Here is a 19,954-nt window from a genome sequence, read left to right as displayed (position 1 = left end):
TGGGGTATTGACTTCGAAACTTAAAGGCATAGTCTCTGCAACGTTGCTTTTACCTTCAAGTGGTGGGTACCCCCAACGTGTGCACCACTTGTAGGGCCAGCCCCCTACGCCCGGCAGCGCAGCCGGGCCACTGGAGTTCACGTTGACCAGCACCGCGCAGCCGACGGTCCCGGAAGGCCGCAAGGCCCATCCGGACCACCTCGGCCATGTCATCTTCATCACCGCGGCTGCCGCGATGGGCGGCTTCCTCTTCGGCTATGACAGCTCCGTGATCAACGGCGCCGTCGAGGCGATCCGCAGCCGCTACGACGTCGGGTCCGCCGTCCTTGCGCAGGTGATCGCCGTTGCCCTGATCGGCTGCGCCATCGGTGCCGCCACCGCCGGCCGGATCGCCGACCGGATCGGCCGGATCCGGGTCATGCAGATCGCCGCGGTGCTGTTCACCATCAGCGCCATCGGCTCCGCGCTGCCGTTCGCCCTGTGGGACCTGGCGATGTGGCGCATCCTGGGCGGCATCGCGATCGGTATGGCCTCGGTCATCGGCCCGGCCTACATCGCCGAGGTCTCGCCGCCCGCCTACCGCGGCCGGCTCGGCTCCTTCCAGCAGGCTGCCATCGTCGTCGGCATCGCCATCTCCCAGCTCGTCAACTGGGGCATCCTCAACCTCGCCGACGGTCAGCAGCGCGGCAAGATCGCCGGCCTGGAAGCCTGGCAGTGGATGCTCGGCGTGATGGTCATCCCCGCCATCCTCTACGGTCTGCTCTCCTTCGCGATCCCCGAGTCGCCGCGCTTCCTGATCTCCGTCGGCAAGCTCGGCCGCGCCAAGGAGGTGCTCTCCGAGGTCGAGGGCCACACGGTGGACCTCGACGCCCGGGTCACCGAGATCCAGGACGCGATGCGCAGCGAGCACAAGTCGACCTTCAAGGACCTGCTCGGCGGCAAGGGCGGCTTCCTGCCGATCGTCTGGGTCGGCATCGGACTCTCCGTCTTCCAGCAGCTGGTCGGCATCAACGTCGCCTTCTACTACTCCTCGACGCTGTGGCAGTCGGTCGGCGTCAACCCGGAGAGCTCGTTCCTCTACAGCTTCACCACCTCGATCATCAACATCATCGGTACCGTGATCGCGATGATCTTCGTCGACCGGATCGGTCGCCGTCCGCTGGCGCTGATCGGCTCGGCCGGTATGGCCGTCGCGCTCGGCCTGGAGGCCTGGGCCTTCTCCGCCAAGACCGCGGCCGGCACCCTGCCGTCCACCGAAGGCACCGTGGCCCTGATCGCCGCGCACGGCTTCGTCCTCTTCTTCGCCCTCTCCTGGGGCGTCGTGGTCTGGGTCTTCCTCGGTGAGATGTTCCCCAACAAGATCCGGGCCGCCGCGCTGGGCGTCGCCGCCTCCGCGCAGTGGATCGCCAACTGGGCGATCACGGCCAGCTTCCCCAGCCTCTCCGACTGGAACCTGTCCGGCACCTACGTGATCTACATGGTCTTCGCTCTGCTCTCGATCCCCTTCGTGCTCAAGTTCGTGAAGGAGACCAAGGGCAAGGCGTTGGAGGAGATGGGCTAACCCCCCGCCAGTCCTCTCCTCAGTTCTCGCTGCTGCCCCGGCTCACCCGAGCCGGGGCAGCGGTGGTTTCCGCGGCCGGGCGCACCGGGCCGGCCATCGGGCCGGTCCGGTGGATCAGGGTCGGGCAGGCCCTACCCGAGGAGCGGGCTGCCCTCGGGTATCTCCACCCAGCGGCGGGGCGGGCCGGTCACCGGCCCCGGGTCCGTCACCCGCAGGCCGGCCGCCGCGGAGGCGTACCCCAACTCGCTCGCGCCGTACAGGTCCTCCGGCCGGGACCAGCTCCAGAAGCGGTAGTGCCAGTGCCCCTCGGGCTCGTCGCCGTACGGCGGGAGGCCGATCTCCTCGGTCAGCTCGGTGCGACCGTCGCGGGAGAGCGTGCCGAAGGTGCCGCCGTCGGGGTTGAAGTACAGGCCGTAAGCGGCGGTGCCCAGCGAGAGGGCGTCCAGTACCGGGTCGGTGCTCAGCAGATACGAGGACGGCTGGAGCAGGACGCAGCCGCCGGCCACCCCCGTCACGCCCACCCAGCGGTGGGACTCCTCGGCGTCGTACATGTCGACGTCGTACGGGCCGGCGTCGTACGGATCCGCACCGGGGTCCGGAGCGAGCACCGGGCAGTCGTCGGGATCCCGGCCCAGGCGCCGGATCGCCTCGGCCTCGTCGATCCCCGCCACGAACGCCACCGAGACGCCCTCGGTGTGCACCCCCCGGAACACCGCCGCCCGCTCGTCCGCTTCCTGCTGCGCGGCCCGCTCCTCGGGCGTCGGCGGCACCGCTCCCGGCAGCTCGGCGAACAGCGGGGCCAGGGCGGTGGTCAGCGCCAGGTGGCCGGGGGAGCGGCCGCCGGCCTGCGGGCGCCAGGCGTCGGCGCCGGCCCGCAGCAGCAGCGCCGCATTCTCCTCCGCGCCGTGGCAGACGGCGTGCCACAGCGGGGTGCAGCCCTGGTCGTCGGGCACGTCCACCGCCGCGCCCCGGTCCAGGAGCGCCGCGACGGCCGTGGGGGAACCATGGGCGGCGGCCAGATGCAGCGGGGCCTCGCGGTTGCCGGGCGCGAGGGCGCCGGGGTCGGCGCCGTTGGCCAGCCGGGCCAGCACCAGATCGGTGTCCCGCCAGTGGAACGGGGCCAGGAGCTCCCAGTCGCCGCGTGCGGGATCCGGCGCGGGCGGGGACCACGGCTGCGGCTCGGGCGGTTGGGCCATGATCTCCGCCGGCCCCAGACTGAGGCTGAGGAACCCCCGCGACTCCTCACCCACCGCCCGAGGGGTCGGCGATGCGGCGTCCGGCCAGATCTCCCGCGCCTCGCCGGCCGCCGCCCGCAGCGGCCCGGCGTCGAAGACGATGACCGTCTCGGGCACCTGCTCGTCCGGCCACTCGACGACCAGCCGGGTGGCGCCGGCGGGTGGCAACTGCGAGAGGTGCAGCTCCAGTTCGTAGTGGAAGGCGCCGCCGCTGCCGCCGCTCAGTCGCAGCGCCGGACGAGGCGGCCCGGCCATCGGTCCGGGCGGGCCGTCGAGCGTGGTGACCTTCCGTCCGTCGGCCAGCAGCAGACCGCAGCGCAGCGCTCCGCCGCCCGGATGACCGTACGGCGACGTCCGGCCGCCGGGGCGGATCCGCCGCAGGAAGACCGACAGCCGCATCGTCACCGACCTCGGCCAGACCTGCCAGCCGGTGAGTACGATCCGCACGTCAGGGCCCGCGCCGGCCTCGGCGACCTGCGCGAGCTGCGCCGGGACGAACCAGTGGGAAGGCGCGAACTCCTCGTCATCCCCGGGCGCATAGGCGCACAACTCCAGGGTCTCGTCGGGTGGTTCGGCTGGGGGCGCGGACGCGGGCAGACCGTCGAAGAAGTTCATGCCTCGATCGTGGCACCCGCCACTGACAATCGACCGCGCCGCGGGCGCCGCCCCCTTCGCGTCAGCCCGTCAGCCCGTCAGCCGTGGCAGCACCCGCTCCGCGAACAGCCGCAGCGACCGCCACCCCTCCTCGACCGGCATCCCGCCGCACAGCGGATGCAGGATCAACGCGCCCCGGGCGCCGTCCTCTTGGGCCAGCCGGACCCCGGCGTCCGGCGTGACGATCCGGTACACGCCCTCCGCGCGCAGCGCCGCGGTGTCCTGCGCGGCGGACCGTACCGCGGAGCGCGCCCCGGCGGACTGCCAGGCCGCGTACCGCTGCGCCTCGTACAGCAGGTGACCGCCGTACTCGGCCCAACTCCGGTCCGGGTCCTCGGAGAGGTGCAGCAGGCAGGTGCGCCGCGGCGGCTGGAGCACCCAGCCGGCGGTCCCGGCCGCGGCGCACTGCTCGTGGTAGTAGCGCTCCAACTCCGGCAGGTGGGCGCTGGGGAAGAACGGCAGCCCCAGGCGGGCCGCGCGCCGGGCCGCGGGCCGCGAGGCGCCCCCGATGAGCAGCGGCGGATGCGGCCGGGAGTACGGGCGCGGGGTGACCGTGACCGTGCGCCCCTGGTAGCGGAACGGTTCACCGGTCCAGGCGTCCAGCAGCGTCCGGAGCACCTCGTCCTGGAGGGCGCCGCGGTTCTGCCATTCCTTACCGTGGGCCGCGTACTCCTCGGGCCGGTAGCCGAGGCCGGCGACGGTGATCAGCCGGCCGGCGCCGAGCAGATCGAGTACGGCGATGTCCTCGGCCAGCCGAAGCGGGTCGTGCAGCGGGGTGATCAGGGCGGAGACGGTGACGCCGATCCGGCGGGTGGTGCCGAGGACGGCGCCCGCGAAGGCGAGCGGTGAGGGCATCCAGCCGTTGTCGGTGGCGTGGTGCTCCTCGGTCTGGATCATGCCCAGGCCGTGCGCGTCGGCGTACCCGGCCATCTCGACGGCGGCCCGGTAGCGGGCGGAGAGCACCTCGGGCGCGGCCGGCGGGCCGGCGAGGTTGAAGCGCACGACCGTGGTGGGTGCGGTGGTGCCGGCGGACATGGCAGGTCCCCTTCGCCGGAGCAGGTGGCGAAGGGGACCGTAGCTGACGATACGTCAGTTAACCAGGGTGGTGGTCGAGAACCGGCCGGCGGTCAGCCGACCTCGACGGCCGGCCGCTGCCCCTCGTCCTCCGTGACCGGAGCCGACGCCGGGGCCTCGTTCTCCTGGGCGGCCGGCAGAGCCGCGAAGACCGCCGCGCCGATCAGGATGGTGGCGACCCAGCCCAGGCCGTTCTCGCCGATCCAGGTGCCGGCCAGCGGACCGGTGAACCACTGCACCTTGGTGAAGCACAGGCCCGCGATCAGCGCGACCGCCCAGGCCGTCATGGCCTGCCAGCAGAAGCCGCCCTTGTACCAGTAGCGGCTGGCGGGGCCGATGGTCATCAGGCTCTCCGCGTGGTAGCGGACCGCCTTCTTGCGGCGGCGGGCCATGTCGATGCCGTAGACGCCGATCCAGGCGGAGAAGGAGACCGCGAGCAGCGTCAGGAAGGCGATGAACTGGCCCACGAAGTCCTTCGCCACCAGCATCATGAACAGCCCGCCGACCAGGCTGATGACGGCGTTGATGCTGACCGCCAGGGAGCGCGGCAGCTTGACGCCCATGGTCTGCGCGGTGAAGCCCGCGGAGTACATCGACAGGCTGTTGATCAGCATCATGCCGATCAGTGCGGTGATCAGGTACGGGATCGCGATGGCCGACGGCAGCACCTGGCCCAGGAAGGACATCGGGTCGGTGTTCTGGTTGGCCAGCTCCGGGTTGGAGACGGCCATCACGCCACCCATGACCACCATCGGGACCAGCACCAGGGCGGCGCCGGAGACGGTGGTGCCGACGATCTTCTTGCCGGAGGCCGAGTGCGGGAGGTAGCGCGCGAAGTCCGGGCCGGTGGGCACCCAGCTGAGGCCGCCGGCCGCGATGGTGCCGATGCCCGCGATCATCATCGCGCCGCTGCCCGGCGACTTGGCGAAGATGGCGCCCCACGGCATCTCGACGATCAGGTACACCAGGACGACGACGCTGATCAGGCTGAAGAGGTACGTGGAGTACTTGTTGCAGACGTTGAGGGCCTTGCGGCCCATCCCGCTCACCAGGAAGGTGCAGGCGACGAAGCCCAGCAGGGTCACCACGACCAGCACGTTGTTGGTCTGGATGCCGAACACCAGGTGGAGCACGGTCAGGATCGCGTAGGCGCCGCTGACCGCGTTGATCGTCTCCCAGCCGAAGCGGGCGACCCACAGGATCGCGCCCGGGAAGTAGTTGCCGCGCACGCCGAAGGCGGCCCGGGAGAGCATCGCGCCCGGCGCGCCGCCCCACTTCCCGGAGACCGACAACAGGCCGACGATCCCGAAGGAAAGGGCCGACGCGATCGCGGCGACCACCAGCACCTGCCAGAAGTTCAGGCCGTTGTTGATCACCAGGGAGGCGCCCATGGTGAGCAGCAGCACGCTGATGTTGGCCGCAACCCAGGTCGGGAAGAGTTCGCGGACCCGACCCCGGCGTTCATGGTCCGGAACCGGCTCGATGCCGCGCGTTTCGACGGCGCCGTCGGCTTCGGAAAGGGACGTGGATGTGGACGCAGTGCTGGTGCCCATGGGTGCAGCTGTCTCCGTGCGGGGGTGTCTGGGGGGCACCCCCGGGGAGGGGGTGCAGGCAGCGGCTGTGGTGCCTGGCCAGTGATTGCCAGGACTCTACGCGCGTTGCGCAGCCGTCCACCATCGTACTTTGATCCAACTTCTACCGGTCCGCCCCGTTGGACTCCTCGACGATGACACGAACGGTGTCGTCCTGTCGATGAATCCAGTCACACCACCCTGATCAGGACATACGAGGCGCGCTGAGCCTTCGGAAGGTGAACCGGAGACTCCTCTTCCGTGTTTGCGCCCCGCTCCGGAGCCCCGCCGCGAGCCCGTCGGAGAGATGCATGTCTCGTTTGAGCGCCGCCGTCGGACTGCCGGACGGAGAGATGGTGGCCTCCCCGGCATGGCGCACCGGAATTGGTGCAAGGTGATTCCGATGAACGACAGCGAGCGCGCGCAGGAGGTCGATGTGCCTGGTATGTCCGGCAAGGCGTGTCAGTGGTGCCAGGGCACCGGCTATGTGTCCCAGGCTCTGGCCTACGTCCCCGGCGTCGACCCGTTCCGGGGCCCCTACGAGACCGTCCAGCGAGCCGGCGAGTGCCGGCACTGCCGGGGCTCGGGGACGTACGACTCCCACCGCGACCCCACCCTGGAGCGCTGGCGCACGGAGGAACGCCGGGAGTCCTGAGGCGGAGCGCCGCGCCGTCCCGGGCCCCCGTGGAGCCCCGCCGGGACCCGGGGCGGATCCCCGGGCGCGTGCGGCTGTCCGCGGCGGGGCGTGGCTGATACTGGAGGGGTTATGGAAACCGTCATCCTTGCTGTAGTCATCGCCGTGGTCGTGCTCGGCGCGATCAGCGGGCTCGTCGTCAGCGGCCGCAAGAAGAAGCAGCTGCCGCCCCCGCCGGCTGTCCCCAAGCCCTCCGCCACCGCGCCCCCTGCCGAACCGCAGGTCGGCGAGGAGGCCGAAACCCCCCGCGACGAAGAACGTCGCACCATCGAAGAAGTCGAACTGCCCGCGGCCGAGGCCCCCGTGGCCGAGGCCGAGGCGCCGGTCGCCGAGCCGGAGGCGCCCGCGGCGCCCGCCGTCGAGGTCCCCGAGCCGACCGCCGGCCGCCTGGTGCGGCTGCGCGCCCGGCTCGCCCGCTCCCAGAACACCCTCGGCAAGGGTCTGCTGACCCTGCTGTCGCGGGAACACCTCGACGAGGACACCTGGGAGGAGATCGAGGACACCCTGCTGACCGCCGACGTCGGCGTCACCCCGACCCAGGAACTGGTCGAGCGGCTCCGCGAGCGGGTCAAGGTGCTGGGCACCCGCACCCCCGAGGACCTGCGCCAGCTGCTCCGCGAGGAGCTCCTCACCCTCATCGGCACCGACGCCGACCGCACCGTGCACACCGCCAACGGCATCGGCAACGGCGGCGACGAGATCCCCGGCGTCGTCCTGGTCGTCGGCGTCAACGGCACCGGCAAGACCACCACCACCGGCAAGCTGGCCCGGGTCCTGGTCGCCGACGGCAAGTCCGTGGTCCTCGGCGCGGCCGACACCTTCCGTGCCGCCGCCGCCGACCAGCTCCAGACCTGGGGCGAGCGGGTCGGCGCCCGCACGGTCCGCGGCCCGGAGGGCGGCGACCCGGCCTCGATCGCCTTCGACGCGGTCAAGGAAGGCATCGCCGAATCCGCCGACGTCGTCCTGATCGACACCGCCGGCCGGCTGCACACCAAGACCGGCCTGATGGACGAGCTCGGCAAGGTCAAGCGGGTCGTCGAGAAGCACGGCCCGGTCGGCGAGGTGCTGCTCGTCCTCGACGCCACCACCGGCCAGAACGGCCTCGTGCAGGCGCGGGTCTTCGCCGAGGTCGTGGACATCACCGGCGTGGTGCTCACCAAGCTCGACGGCACCGCCAAGGGCGGCATCATCATCGCCGTCCAGCGTGAACTGGGCGTTCCGGTCAAGCTGGTCGGCCTGGGCGAGGGCCCGGACGACCTGGCGCCGTTCGAGCCCGAGGCGTTCGTGGACGCACTGATCGACTGATCCCGCGGCCCGACGTGACGGCGGCGGCCCCCGGTACCTGCGGATGACGGGTACGGGGGCCGCCGCCGTTCTCCGTACGGTGCAGCGACCCGGCGCCCGCTCTCGCCCGGAGCGTCGGGAGCGTCTGAAGAGCCAGGAGAGCCCGGAGAGCCCGCAGCGCCCAGGGCGTTCGGATCAAGCCAAGACGCCGGACCGGTGCCGGTGGCGGACACATCGGGCCCATGGGGACGGGTGGTGCGTACCGGCGGTGCGGCGGGCCGGGCCCGCGGCCGGTACGGCAGGTGACGGTCGTGCGGGACCACCGCCCCGCGCGGCCCCGGTCGGTGCCCCGACCCGACGGCGAAACGATTTGCCCCGGCTCAGCACACCGACGGGCCGGAGACTGCCGCATCGGAGGCCGCCCGGCCGCCCGCCGACCTGTTGCACACATACGCCAGCGTCCCCAGGAGCAGCCGGGCCTGCGGCGGCAGGCCCGCGGCCTCCAGGGTCGGCGGGCGCAGCCAGCGCATCGGCCCGTGGCCGCCGAGGTCGGACGGCGGCGCGGTGATGTGGTCACCGTGCCCCAGCGGACGCAGGTCCAGATCCGCGTCGTCCCACCCCATGCGGTAGAGGAGGTCGGGGAGCGCGGCGGCCGCCCCCGGGGCGACGAGGAACAGGGCCCGCCCGGTCGGCGTGGCCGCCACCGGACCCAGCGGCAGGCCCATCCGCTCCAGCCGCACCAGCGCGCCCCGGCCGGCGTCCTCCGGCACATCGAGAACGTCGAAGGACCGGCCCACCGGGAGCAGCACCGCCGCGCCCGGCGTCTCCGCCCAGGCGGCCAGCGCCTTCTCCAGCGTCGCGCCGGCCGCCAGCTCCCGGCCGAAGGAGAGCGGATGGGCGCCCGGGGACGAGCAGTCCGCGACCCCGCACGAGCAGTCCGTCCGGTCGCCGGCCCGGACCGCGCGGGCCCCCGGGACGACGTCCCAGCCCCACAGCCCCGTGTACTCCGCCACCGCGGTGCCCTCGGCCGAGCGGACGCGACGGCGCGAACCGGAACGGAGGTCCCGGATGCCGCCGATCGTGAAACCCATGCCCCCTCCAACGGGTGGTGCGTACGAGTGGTTACGAGTCGGGGAGTTGACGAGGAGACGGTTCTTCACTCTGGTGTTCACGCTCCGTCGGCGGTCCGCGGTGCCGGTGGTGTGCCGTCGTACGCCGGGTGGTGCGATGCGGTGCGCGCGCCTCGGCGTGCTCCGCTCCGCCCGTCCCCGTACGACCTGTGTCAAGTCAATCGCGAGAGGCGGCCGGGGAGTTCACGCAAAGGGGTGGCGAATGGTGGCGTTTCCGCAATCGCCCTCCCGACGGGCGTGATCGTAGGATTACTTTCGGTGCACGAACCCCGGAGCGGCGTTCTTCGCACGGGTATGCCGGTGGCAACGCGACCAGGCGGCGACCGGAGGTGTGGCCGGATTCCGCGGTCGGGTAGATGTAGCGCGGAACGGGCGCCGCAACAGGCGGCATCCTGTGGGGGGTTCGCGGACAAGCGCTATCGGAATGGGGGCATTCCTGTGGGCGGCACTGGCGACACCGCCGGCTCCAACGGCACGGGCGGCGTGGGCGGCAGGGACGGCATCGACGCTGCCAAACGTCCCAACGCGCAGTTGGGCTCGTGGTTCCTGCGCAGCGGCTGGTCCAAGGGCGAACTGGCCCGGCAGGTCAACCGCCGGGCGCGCCAGATGGGCGCCCACCACATCAGCACCGACACCTCCCGGGTGCGCCGCTGGCTGGACGGCGAGCAGCCCCGAGAACCCATCCCGCGGATCCTCTCCGAACTCTTCTCCGAACGCTTCGGCTGTGTGGTCGGCATCGAGGAGCTGGGACTGCGCTCGGCGCACCAGTCGCCGTCCGTCTCCGGCGTCGACCTCCCCTGGGCCGGCCCCCAAACGGTCAACCTCATCAGCGAGTTCACCCGCAGCGACCTGATGCTGGCCCGCCGCGGCTTCCTGGGCACCTCCCTCGCCCTCGCCGCCGGCCCCACCCTCATCGAGCCGATGCAGCGCTGGCTGGTGCCGGTGCCCGTCGCCCGGGGCGAGGCCGCGGTGCAGTCCGACCGGGCCCGGCGTCCGGCCCGCCTCTCCCGCCCCGAGCTGGAGCTGCTGGAGGTGACCACCGCGATGTTCCGGCAGTGGGACGCCCAGTGCGGCGGCGGCCTGCGGCGCAAGGCGGTGGTCGGCCAGCTCCATGAGGTCACCGACCTCCTCCAGGAACCCCAGTCGCCGGAGGTCGCCAAGCGACTGTTCAAGGTCGCCGCCGAACTCGCCGAACTCGCCGGCTGGATGAGCTACGACGTCGGCCTCCAGCCGACCGCCCAGAAGTACTTCGTCCTCGCCCTGCACGCCTCCAAAGAGGCCGGCGACCGCCCCCTGGGCTCGTACATCCTCTCCAGCATGAGCCGGCAGATGATCCACCTCGGCCGGCCCGACGACGCGCTGGAGCTGATCCACCTCGCGCAGTACGGGAGCCGGGAGACCGCCACCCCGCGCACCCAGGCCATGTTGTATGCGATGGAGGCCCGCGCCTACGCCGGCATGGGCCAGCCCAGCAAGGTCAAGCGGGCGGTGCGGATGGCCGAGGACACCTTCTCCGACGTCACCCCCGGCGAGGCCGAGCCGGACTGGATCCGCTTCTTCTCCGAGGCCGAGCTCAACGCCGAGAACGCCCACTCCTACCGCGACCTCGCCTATGTGGCCGGCCGCAGCCCCACCTACGCCTCGCTCGCGGAACCCGTCATGCAGCGCGCCGTCGAACTGTTCGGCAAGGACGCCGAGCACCAGCGCTCGTACGCGCTCAACCTGATCGGGATGGCCACCGTCCACCTGCTCCAGAAGGAGCCCGAGGCGTGCGCCGTGATGGCCCAGCAGGCGATACCGTTCGCCCGGCAGGTCCGGTCCGAACGGGTCAACACCCGGTTGCGCAAAACGGTGGACACCGCGGTCCGGGAATTCGGCAACGTCACCGAGGTGATCCAGCTCAGCGACGAGCTCTCCCGCCAGCTCCCGGAATCCGCCGTGGCGGGCTGACCGGACCGCCCGCCGGATTTCGCGGGATCTCGGAATTCACCGGCGCGTAACACGGAGGACGGCTTCGTCACCCCGGTGAAACACCGACAAGGTTTGGCCGAAACGGCGCTGCGACAACCTCATCGCGAAGCCGGCCCACCCCACACCCGCACGGGCCGCATCGACGACGAGGAGACGCCGATGCCCCCAGGCATCCTTACGCTCGCAGACGGCCTCGCGGAAAAAGCGACCCTCAGTCCCGCCAACACCGGGTTCATGCTCATCTGCTCCGCGCTGGTGATGCTCATGACCCCCGGCCTGGCCTTCTTCTACGGCGGCATGGTCCGGGTCAAGAGTGTCCTGAACATGCTGATGATGAGCTTCATCAGCCTGGGCATCGTCACGATCCTGTGGGTGCTCTACGGCTTCGGGCTCGCCTTCGGCACCGACACCGGCGGCATCATCGGCTGGAACAGCGACTTCGCCGGCCTCGGCCACATCGGCCTGACCCAGCTGTGGGGCACCACCACCATCCCCATCTACGTCTTCGCCGTCTTCCAGCTGATGTTCGCGGTGATCACCCCCGCGCTGATCAGCGGGGCCCTCGCCGACCGGGTGAAGTTCACCGCCTGGGCGCTGTTCATCGCCCTGTGGGTGACCGTCGTCTACTTCCCGGTCGCCCACTGGGTGTGGGGCGACGGCGGCTGGCTCTTCAAACTCGGCGTGATCGACTTCGCCGGCGGCACCGCCGTCCACATCAACGCCGGTGCCGCCGCGCTCGGCGTGATCCTCGTCGTCGGCAAGCGCATCGGCTTCAAGAAGGACCCGATGCGGCCGCACAGCCTGCCGCTGGTGATGCTCGGCGCCGGTCTGCTGTGGTTCGGCTGGTTCGGCTTCAACGCCGGCTCCTGGCTCAACAACGACGACGGCATCGCCGCGGTCGCCTTCGTCAACACCCAGGTCGCCACCGCCGCCGCGATGCTCGGCTGGCTCGCCTACGAGAAGCTCCGGCACGGCTCGTTCACCACCCTCGGCGCGGCCTCCGGCGCGGTCGCCGGACTGGTCGCCATCACCCCCGCCTGCGGCGCGGTCAGCCCGCTCGGCGCCATCGCGGTCGGCGTGATCGCCGGGGTGCTCTGCGCCATGGCCGTCGGCCTCAAGTACAAGTTCGGCTACGACGACTCACTCGACGTCGTCGGCGTCCACCTCGTCGGCGGCATCGTCGGCTCGCTGCTGATCGGCCTGTTCGCCACCGGCGGCGTACAGAGCGACGCCAAGGGCCTCTTCTACGGGGGCGGCTTCGCCCAGCTCGGCAAACAGGCCGTCGGAGTGGTCTGCGTCCTGCTGTACTCGCTGGTCGTCTCGTACGTCCTTGCCAAGGCCATCGACCTGGTGATGGGCTTCCGGGTCGGCGAGGACGAGGAGATCACCGGCGTCGACCAGGCCGCGCACGCCGAGACCGCGTACGACTTCGCCGGCGCGGGCGGCGGCACGGCGGCCCGCAGGACCACGGCACTCGGCGATTCCCTGACCAAGAAGGTGGACGCGTGAAGCTCATCACGGCAGTAATCAAGCCGCACCGGCTCGACGAGGTGAAGGACGCCCTCCAGGCGTTCGGCGTGCACGGCCTCACCGTCACCGAGGCCAGCGGCTACGGGCGGCAGCGCGGGCACACCGAGGTGTACCGGGGCGCCGAGTACACCGTCGACCTGGTGCCCAAGATCCGCATCGAGGTGCTCGTCGAGGACGCGGACGCCGAGGAGCTGGTGGAGGTCGTGGTCAAGGCCGCCCGCACCGGCAAGATCGGCGACGGGAAGGTGTGGAGCGTCCCCGTGGAGGAGGCGGTGCGCGTGCGGACCGGGGAGCGCGGACCCGACGCACTGTGAGTCGCCGGCAGAGGGCGGCGGGGGACAACACGACCGAGGAGAGCCCGAGTTGACCGAGCGCCCCGAGCACACCGCGGACCCCGCCGCCGTTCCCGGAGACGGCCCGGGCGGCGGCTACCCCGCCGCCCGGCTGCGGCTCCTCCAGGCCCCCACCTCCGAGGCCCCCGGCGGACCCGACCGCCGCGCCGCCCTCGCCGGGCTCACCGACGACTGGCTCGCCGCCCTGCTGGCCGGGGCGACTGCCCCTGCCGCCCGCGGCACCGCCGCCGGCGGCACCGCACTGGTCGCCGTCGGCGGCTACGGCCGCGGCGAGCTCTCCCCCCGCAGCGACCTCGACCTCCTCCTGCTGCACGACGGCCGCGCCGCCACCGCCGACCTCGCCGCCCTCGCCGACCGCCTCTGGTACCCGGTCTGGGACCTCGGCCTGGACCTCGACCACTCCGTCCGCACCCCCGCCGAAGCCCGCCGCGCCGCCCGCGACGACCTCAAGGTGCAACTGGGCCTGCTCGACGCCCGCCACATCGCAGGGGACCCCGAGCTGACCGCCGCGGTCCGCACCGCCGCCTACGCCGACTGGCGGGACTGCGCCCCCAGGCGGCTGCCCGAACTCCGCGAACTCTGCCAGGAGCGCGCCGCCCGCCAGGGCGAACTCCAATACCTCCTCGAACCCGACCTCAAGGAGGCGCACGGCGGCCTACGGGACGCCACCGCACTGCGGGCCATCGCCGCCTCCTGGCTCGCCGACGCCCCCCGCGGCGGACTGGAGGCCGCCCGCACCCAGCTCCTCAACACCCGCGACGCCCTCCACCTCACCACCGGGCGCGCCACCGACCGGCTCTCCCTCCAGGAGCAGGACCAGGTCGCCGGCGCCCTCGGCCTGCTCGACGCGGACGCCCTGCTGCGCCGGACCTACGAATCCGCCCGCACCATCGCCTACGCCGCCGACGTCACCTGGCGCGAGGTCGGCCGGGTACTGCGCGCCCGGTCCGTCAAACCGGTGTTGCGCGGGCTGCTGCCCGGGCGCACCGGCGGCCGCGGCGAACGCTCACCGCTCGCCGACGGCGTCGTCGAACTCGACGGCGAGGCGGTACTCGCCCGCACCGCCCGCCCCGAACGGGACCCCGTCCTGCTGCTGCGCGCCGCGGCCGCCGCCGCCCAGGCAGGGCTGCCGCTGGCCACCCACGCGATCCGCCGCTGCGCCGCCGCACCGCTGCCGGTGCCCTGGCCGGCCGAGGCCCGCGAACAACTGGTCACCCTCCTCGGCGCGGGCGCGCACACCGTGCCGGTATGGGAGGCCCTGGAAGCCGAGGGCGTCATCGCCCGCCTCCTGCCCGACTGGGAACGCGTCCGCTGCCGCCCCCAGCGCAACCCCGTGCACACCTGGACCGTGGACCGCCACCTGGTCGAGACCGCGGTCCGCGCCGCCGCGCTGACCCGCCGCGTCCACCGGCCCGACCTGCTGCTGGTCGCCGCCCTGCTGCACGACATCGGCAAGGGCTGGCCCGGCGACCACGCGGTGGCCGGCGAGACCATCGCCCGCGACGTGGCAGCCCGGCTCGGCTTCGGCCCCGGCGACACCGCGGTGATCGCCGCCCTCGTCCGACACCACCTCCTGCTCATCGAGACCGCCACCCGGCGCGACCTGGACGACCCGGAGACCGTCGGCGCGGTCGCCGACGCCGTCGGCAGCCCCGGCACCCTGGAACTGCTGCACGCCCTCACCGAGGCCGATGCGCTCGCCACCGGGCCCGCCGCCTGGAGCTCCTGGCGCGCCGGCCTCGTCGCCGCCCTCGTCCAGCGCGTCGCCGACCGGCTCGCCGGGCAGCCCGCGCCGGACCCCCGCGACACCGACGCCCCCACCGCCGAACAGGAGCGCCTGGCCATCGAGGCCGGCCGCACCGGCGGCCCGGTGCTGACGCTCCGCACCCGCCCCGAGGGCGGCCCGCCCGGCACCGCGGACGGCACCACCGAACCCACCGGCCCCACCACCCGGGAACCGGTCGGCGTGGAGCTCCTCATCGCCGTCCCCGACCAGCCCGGCGTACTACCCGCCGCGGCCGGCGTACTGGCCCTGCACCGCCTCACCGTCCGCGCCGCCGACCTGCGCACCCTGGACCCCATCGGCCGGGGCCCGGTGCTGCTGCTGAGCTGGCGGGTCGCCGCCGAATACGGCTCGCTGCCCGAGGCCGGCCGGCTCCGCGCCGACCTGATCCGCGCCCTGGACGGTTCCCTGGACGTCCCCGACCGCCTCGCCGAACGCGAACGCGCATACGCCCGCCGCTCCCGCAGCGTCCTGGCCCCGCCGCCCCGCGTCACCGTCGCCGCCGGCAGCTCCCGCACCGCCACCGTCATCGAGGTCCGCGCCCAGGACGCGCACGGACTGCTGCACCGGATCGGTCGGGCCCTGGACGCGGCAGGGGTCAGCGTGCGCAGCGCCCACATCAGCACGCTGGGCGCCAATGCCGTGGACGCCTTCTACGTCACGGGCCCGGACGGGGCACCGCTGCCCGATCCGGTGGCCCACAAGGTGGCCGAGGCGATCGAAACCGCGCTCCAGTAGTGCCGGGCACGCCGTGCTCCGGGGTGCCCCCGGCGGCGCCCGGTGCACCGGACCGGAGTGGGCCACGGCGGAGTCACTTGCGTGGCCGGATACCCTAGAAGCCGACTGGACCTAAGCCCCCGACCCCGAGGATCGACGACCGCCGTGTTCGATACGCTTTCCGACCGCTTGGCGAGTACTTTCAAAAACCTCCGGGGCAAGGGCCGCCTGAGCGAGGCGGACATCGACGCCACCGCGCGCGAGATCCGGATCGCCCTGCTGGAAGCCGACGTCGCCCTGCCGGTCGTCCGTGCCTTCATCAAGCAGGTCAAGGAGCGCGGGCTCGGCTCCGAGGTCAGCCAGGCGCTGAACCCGGCCCAGCAGATCATCAAGATCGTCAACGAGGAGCTCGTCGGCATCCTCGGCGGCGAGACCCGGCGCCTCCGCTTCGCCAAGCAGCCCCCGACGGTGATCATGCTCGCCGGCCTCCAGGGCGCCGGTAAGACCACCCTCGCCGGCAAGCTCGGCCGCTGGCTCAAGGGGCAGGGCCACGCCCCGCTGCTGGTCGCCTGCGACCTCCAGCGCCCCAACGCCGTCAACCAGCTCCAGGTCGTCTCCGAGCGCGCCGGCGTCGCGTTCTACGGCCCCCAGCCGGGCAACGGCGTCGGCGACCCGGTCCAGGTCGCCAAGGACTCGATCGAGTACGCCCGCGCCAAGCAGTTCGACGTCGTCGTCGTCGACACCGCCGGCCGCCTCGGCATCGACACCGAGATGATGCAGCAGGCCGCGGACATCCGGGACGCGGTCAGCCCGGACGAGGTCCTCTTCGTCGTCGACGCCATGATCGGTCAGGACGCGGTCAACACGGCCGAGGCGTTCCGCGACGGCGTGGGCTTCGACGGCGTGGTGCTCTCCAAGCTGGACGGCGACGCCCGTGGTGGTGCCGCGCTCTCCATCGCGCACGTCACCGGCAAGCAGATCATGTTCGCCTCCAACGGCGAGAAGCTGGACGACTTCGACGCGTTCCACCCGGACCGCATGGCGTCCCGCATCCTCGGCATGGGCGACATGCTCTCGCTCATCGAGAAGGCCGAGCAGACCTTCAGCCAGCAAGAAGCCGAGAAGATGGCGGCCAAGCTGGCGAAGGGCCCCAAGGAGTTCACGCTCGACGACTTCCTGGCCCAGATGGAGCAGGTCCGCAAGATGGGCTCCATCTCCAAGCTCCTCGGCATGCTGCCCGGCATGGCGCAGATGAAGGACCAGATCAACAACCTCGACGAGCGCGAGGTCGACCGCACGGCCGCGATCATCAAGTCGATGACGCCGGGCGAGCGCCAGGACCCGACGATCATCAACGGGTCGCGCCGGGCCCGTATCGCCCGGGGTTCCGGTGTCGACGTCAGCACCGTCAAGAACCTCGTCGAGCGGTTCTTCGAGGCGCGCAAGATGATGTCGCGGATGGCCCAGGGCGGCGGTATGCCCGGTATGCCCGGCATCCCGGGCATGGGCGGCGGCGCCGGCCGGAAGAAGAAGCAGATCAAGCAGGCCAAGGGCAAGCGCAAGAGCGGCAACCCGATGAAGCGCAAGGCCGACGAGGAGGCCGAGGTGGCGCGCCGCGAGGCGGCCGCGACCGGCAACCCGCTCGGCCTGCCGCAGGGCGGCCAGGACCCGCAGAACTTCGAACTCCCCGAGGAGTTCAAGAAGTTCATGAACTGAAAGCGGCGCCCGTACGGCACCGACGGCCGAGCCCCCGACCACCTCTGGATGGTCGGGGGCTCGGCCGTTGCGCACCAGGCCCCGGCTAGCGGGTCCGCGCGATCAGGTACCGGAAGACGTTCGCCATCCAGACCGTTCCGTCCGCCCGCTGATACGGATGGAGCGCCTCGGCCAGCTCCTTCTCCACCTGCCGCGGCCCGGCCACCTCCAGCGCCGCGTCGAACAGCCCGGTCGACAGCATCCCGCGCACCGCGCTCGCCATGTCCGCGTACCCGAACGGGCAGGCCACCCGCCCCGATCCGTCGGGCCGCAGCCCCGCCCGGTCCGCCAACTCCTCCAGGTCGTCCCGCCCGGCCGGCCGCCATCCCGCGCCGAAGCCCGCAGTCCGGGCGGCCAGCCGCTCCGCCACCCGCAGCACCCCGGCCGCCGCACACCGCTCCACCGGGCCCCAACCGCCCAGCACCACCGCACTGCCACGCTCGGCCATCGCCGCCGCCGAGGTCAGCGCCCCGGCCACCTCCTCGGCACCGCCACCGCAGCCCACCGGGTGGAACGCCGTGATCACCGTGAACGCCGCGTCCTTGGGCGCCGCATCGACCAATCCGCCGCTGACCAGCCGGGTGACCTCCGGCATCCCGTCCGGTGTGAGCCGCTCGCGCGCCAGCTCCAGCCGGCACTCGTCCGCGTCCACACCGCTGACCTGCGCCCCGCGCGCCGCCGCGAGCAGCAGCGCCAGCCCGGACCCGCAGCCCAGACCCAGCAGCCGGGTGCCGGGGCCGACACCCAGCCGGTCGTACGCGGCTTCATAGAGGGGCACCAGCATCCGCTCCTGGATCTCCGCCCAGTCGCGGGCGCGGGTGCCGACCAGCGCGGCCGAGCCGTCAGCGTGCCCGGTCCCGGTGTTCGGAAGCTGGTGTCGCACGAGCGTGGGTGACATCGATAGCGCCCCTATTCGCCGAGAACCCGAAGCTGATCAGTACCGTCCGCCCCCGTGTTTCCGAGCGTTGTGCGCCCCCGCGATCCAGACAACTGCGCTTCCGACCGGCCGTCCAGAGGGTGCGCCGGGGTTGGCTCCCGCGCGCCCCTGTGTGCGCCGGCCTCTGTGCTCCCGGAGCGCCGTTCCAGGGTGCCTTGGGGAGTGCCGTCCCGCCACGGCAGTGCCCGCCGCCCGGCGCGCCGACCACGGGATCCCCGCCGACGGCCGCTCGTTCCCCCTGCCCTACGGTGGAGGGGCGGGGCCGACGTCCGCAGCATTTCGTACCGCCGGTAACATCGCCACGCGTCCCGTGCCCCGGCGCGCGGCGGCTTACGCCATGCGGTGTACGCGGGGGTACGCGCCCTACGTACCGGCTTGCGGCCCACGGGCGTCTTCTCCGCAGATCGGCGCACCACGTACGGGCCACGCCGCATGCCCAGAAACTGACCGGTACGTGCAAATTATTTGGGATGCCCCGGAATCGGAACACTGGGCGACTCCGGCTCGTTGTTACGACGTGAGCACGACACCGCCTGTTCTCGCCGCCGAGCTGGCGCTCGCGTGGGCCGACATTCAACGGCACCACCCCGAGCTGCCGGACCTGGCCGCGCCCGAGTCCCTGATCGGAGAGTCCTCGTCCGCCTGCGGCGCCGAACTCTCCTTCGAACGGCTGCTCCATGAGGCAGTCCACGGCATCGCCGCCGCCCGCGGCATCCGCGACACCTCCAGGGCAGGCCGCTACCACAACCGCCGGTTCCTGGCGATCGCCGAGGAGCTGGGCCTGGACCACACCGACGAGCCGCACCCCAGCAGCGGCTTCTCGCTGGTCACGCTCAACCCCGAGGCGAGACGGCGCTACCGCCCCACCATCGAGCGGCTCACCAGAGCCCTCAAGGCCCACAGTGCCGCCACCGCCACCGACACCACCCGCAGTTTCCGCGGCCCGGCCGCCCGGCACGGCTCCTCCGGAGGCGGCGTCCGCGTCAAAGCCGTCTGCGACTGCGGACGCAACGTCCGGGTCGTCCCGTCCGTACTGGCCCAGGCTCCGATCGTCTGCGGCGGCTGCGGGAAGCCCTTCCGGATCCCCGAGGTGGCCGCGGTCGGCTGACCTCCGGGCGTGTGGCACAATTGCCAGCTGTACTCGACAGTCGCATAGGACCCCTCTCTCCTCCGGCTGACGCGTCCATCGGGGCCCCCGAGTACCGCAACCCCACGTGGCATCTCGTTGTGCCCCACCACGTCAAGACCAGGAGACACCACTCCAGTGGCAGTCAAGATCAAGCTGAAGCGTCTGGGCAAGATCCGCGCGCCTCACTACCGCATCGTTGTCGCCGACTCCCGCACCCGCCGGGACGGTCGCGCCATCGAGGAGATCGGCCTGTACCACCCGGTGCAGAACCCCTCCCGCATTGAGGTCGACTCGGAGCGCGCCCAGTACTGGCTGGGCGTCGGCGCCCAGCCGACCGAGCCCGTTCTGGCCATCCTCAAGGTCACCGGCGACTGGCAGAAGTTCAAGGGTCTGCCGGCCCCGGCGCCGATGAAGGTTGCCGAGCCGAAGGCCGACAAGCGCGCCCTCTTCGAGGCCGCCGCCAAGGCTTCCGGTGACGAGCCGAAGGGTGAGGCCATCACCCCGAAGGCGAAGAAGGCCGACAAGAAGGCGGACGAGGCCGCGGCCGAGTCCACCTCTGAGTCCTCCGAGGACTGA

The 19,954-nt window shown here is 72.2% G+C and carries 15 protein-coding genes; 10 read left to right on the top strand and 5 right to left on the bottom strand.

Annotated elements, in window-relative coordinates; genetic code table 11:
• The first annotated feature begins 142 nt into the window (after positions 1 to 142).
• A complete protein-coding gene (locus ACFVT2_RS23190) occupies positions 143 to 1,561 on the top strand; it encodes a sugar porter family MFS transporter (RefSeq protein WP_390020874.1) in 1,419 nt (472 codons plus the stop codon).
• 131 nt (positions 1,562 to 1,692) lie between these two features.
• Here the strand turns inward: ACFVT2_RS23190 and ACFVT2_RS23185 are convergent, their stop codons facing one another.
• The 3 genes from ACFVT2_RS23185 to ACFVT2_RS23175 all read right to left on the bottom strand — a co-directional run bounded on the left by ACFVT2_RS23185 (position 1,693) and on the right by ACFVT2_RS23175 (position 6,077).
• The gene (locus tag ACFVT2_RS23185) at positions 1,693 to 3,411 is read right to left on the bottom strand and encodes an ankyrin repeat domain-containing protein (RefSeq protein ID WP_390020871.1); all 1,719 of its coding nucleotides are present in this window, start codon (positions 3,409 to 3,411) and stop codon (positions 1,693 to 1,695) included.
• A gap of 69 nt (positions 3,412 to 3,480) precedes the next feature.
• A complete protein-coding gene (locus ACFVT2_RS23180) occupies positions 3,481 to 4,485 on the bottom strand; it encodes an LLM class flavin-dependent oxidoreductase (RefSeq protein ID WP_390020869.1) in 1,005 nt (334 codons plus the stop codon).
• Positions 4,486 to 4,577: 92 nt separating this feature from the next.
• The gene (locus ACFVT2_RS23175; protein ID WP_390020867.1) at positions 4,578 to 6,077 is read right to left on the bottom strand and encodes a purine-cytosine permease family protein; all 1,500 of its coding nucleotides are present in this window, start codon (positions 6,075 to 6,077) and stop codon (positions 4,578 to 4,580) included.
• A 421-nt stretch (positions 6,078 to 6,498) separates the two neighbouring features.
• Here ACFVT2_RS23175 and ACFVT2_RS23170 point away from each other — a divergent pair, with 421 nt between their 5' ends.
• Together ACFVT2_RS23170 and ftsY are read left to right on the top strand one after the other, a co-directional pair.
• The gene (locus ACFVT2_RS23170; RefSeq protein ID WP_390020864.1) at positions 6,499 to 6,750 is read left to right on the top strand and encodes a hypothetical protein; all 252 of its coding nucleotides are present in this window, start codon (positions 6,499 to 6,501) and stop codon (positions 6,748 to 6,750) included.
• A 111-nt stretch (positions 6,751 to 6,861) separates the two neighbouring features.
• Positions 6,862 to 8,094, top strand: a complete 1,233-nt coding sequence (ftsY, locus tag ACFVT2_RS23165) for a signal recognition particle-docking protein FtsY (protein WP_390020861.1) — start codon at positions 6,862 to 6,864, stop codon at positions 8,092 to 8,094.
• A 359-nt stretch (positions 8,095 to 8,453) separates the two neighbouring features.
• Here ftsY and ACFVT2_RS23160 read toward each other — a convergent pair whose 3' ends face one another.
• Positions 8,454 to 9,164, bottom strand: coding sequence for a bifunctional DNA primase/polymerase (locus tag ACFVT2_RS23160; protein WP_390020859.1), 711 nt, complete (start codon positions 9,162 to 9,164; stop codon positions 8,454 to 8,456).
• Between the two features lie 522 nt (positions 9,165 to 9,686).
• Here ACFVT2_RS23160 and ACFVT2_RS23155 point away from each other — a divergent pair.
• The 5 genes from ACFVT2_RS23155 (at position 9,687) to ffh (ending at position 17,273) form a co-directional block, all read left to right on the top strand.
• Complete coding sequence (locus tag ACFVT2_RS23155) at positions 9,687 to 11,153, top strand: hypothetical protein (protein ID WP_390020998.1); 1,467 nt, start codon at positions 9,687 to 9,689, stop codon at positions 11,151 to 11,153.
• 180 nt (positions 11,154 to 11,333) lie between these two features.
• Entirely contained in the window at positions 11,334 to 12,683 is a 1,350-nt protein-coding gene (locus ACFVT2_RS23150; protein WP_390020856.1) for an ammonium transporter, read from the top strand.
• The gene (locus tag ACFVT2_RS23145; RefSeq protein ID WP_039632407.1) at positions 12,680 to 13,018 is read left to right on the top strand and encodes a P-II family nitrogen regulator; all 339 of its coding nucleotides are present in this window, start codon (positions 12,680 to 12,682) and stop codon (positions 13,016 to 13,018) included. Before ACFVT2_RS23150 ends, ACFVT2_RS23145 begins: the two co-directional genes overlap by 4 nt.
• A 49-nt stretch (positions 13,019 to 13,067) precedes the next feature.
• The gene (locus ACFVT2_RS23140) at positions 13,068 to 15,578 is read left to right on the top strand and encodes a [protein-PII] uridylyltransferase (protein WP_390020852.1); all 2,511 of its coding nucleotides are present in this window, start codon (positions 13,068 to 13,070) and stop codon (positions 15,576 to 15,578) included.
• A gap of 144 nt (positions 15,579 to 15,722) precedes the next feature.
• Entirely contained in the window at positions 15,723 to 17,273 is a 1,551-nt protein-coding gene (gene ffh / locus ACFVT2_RS23135; protein ID WP_390020849.1) for a signal recognition particle protein, read from the top strand.
• Positions 17,274 to 17,358: 85 nt separating this feature from the next.
• Here the strand turns inward: ffh and ACFVT2_RS23130 are convergent, their stop codons facing one another.
• Complete coding sequence (locus ACFVT2_RS23130; protein ID WP_390020847.1) at positions 17,359 to 18,210, bottom strand: methyltransferase domain-containing protein; 852 nt, start codon at positions 18,208 to 18,210, stop codon at positions 17,359 to 17,361.
• A gap of 556 nt (positions 18,211 to 18,766) precedes the next feature.
• Here ACFVT2_RS23130 and ACFVT2_RS23125 point away from each other — a divergent pair.
• Together ACFVT2_RS23125 and rpsP are read left to right on the top strand one after the other, a co-directional pair.
• On the top strand, positions 18,767 to 19,357 hold the full coding sequence (locus tag ACFVT2_RS23125; protein WP_039632402.1) for a hypothetical protein: 591 nt from the start codon (positions 18,767 to 18,769) through the stop codon (positions 19,355 to 19,357).
• 156 nt (positions 19,358 to 19,513) lie between these two features.
• Positions 19,514 to 19,954 carry a 30S ribosomal protein S16 gene (gene rpsP / locus ACFVT2_RS23120; RefSeq protein WP_390020845.1) on the top strand — a complete coding sequence of 147 codons (441 nt, stop codon included), beginning with the start codon at positions 19,514 to 19,516 and terminating at the stop codon, positions 19,952 to 19,954.

The sequence above is a fragment of the Streptomyces sp. NPDC058000 genome (assembly GCF_042886435.1).
In the GTDB taxonomy this organism is placed as follows: domain Bacteria; phylum Actinomycetota; class Actinomycetes; order Streptomycetales; family Streptomycetaceae; genus Streptomyces.
The sequence above is the reverse complement of the archived record's forward strand: the minus strand, read 5'-3'. Positions and strand labels throughout refer to the sequence as shown.

Coding starts and splice junctions, on each gene's coding strand:
- ACFVT2_RS23130 (WP_390020847.1), bottom strand. CDS start 18,210: ATGTCACCCACGCTCGTGCGACACCAGCTTCCGAACACCGGGACCGGG.
- ACFVT2_RS23170 (WP_390020864.1), top strand. CDS start 6,499: ATGAACGACAGCGAGCGCGCGCAGGAGGTCGATGTGCCTGGTATGTCC.
- ACFVT2_RS23160 (WP_390020859.1), bottom strand. CDS start 9,164: ATGGGTTTCACGATCGGCGGCATCCGGGACCTCCGTTCCGGTTCGCGC.
- ACFVT2_RS23180 (WP_390020869.1), bottom strand. CDS start 4,485: ATGTCCGCCGGCACCACCGCACCCACCACGGTCGTGCGCTTCAACCTC.
- ftsY (WP_390020861.1), top strand. CDS start 6,862: ATGGAAACCGTCATCCTTGCTGTAGTCATCGCCGTGGTCGTGCTCGGC.
- ACFVT2_RS23175 (WP_390020867.1), bottom strand. CDS start 6,077: ATGGGCACCAGCACTGCGTCCACATCCACGTCCCTTTCCGAAGCCGAC.
- ACFVT2_RS23185 (WP_390020871.1), bottom strand. CDS start 3,411: ATGAACTTCTTCGACGGTCTGCCCGCGTCCGCGCCCCCAGCCGAACCA.
- ACFVT2_RS23150 (WP_390020856.1), top strand. CDS start 11,334: ATGCCCCCAGGCATCCTTACGCTCGCAGACGGCCTCGCGGAAAAAGCG.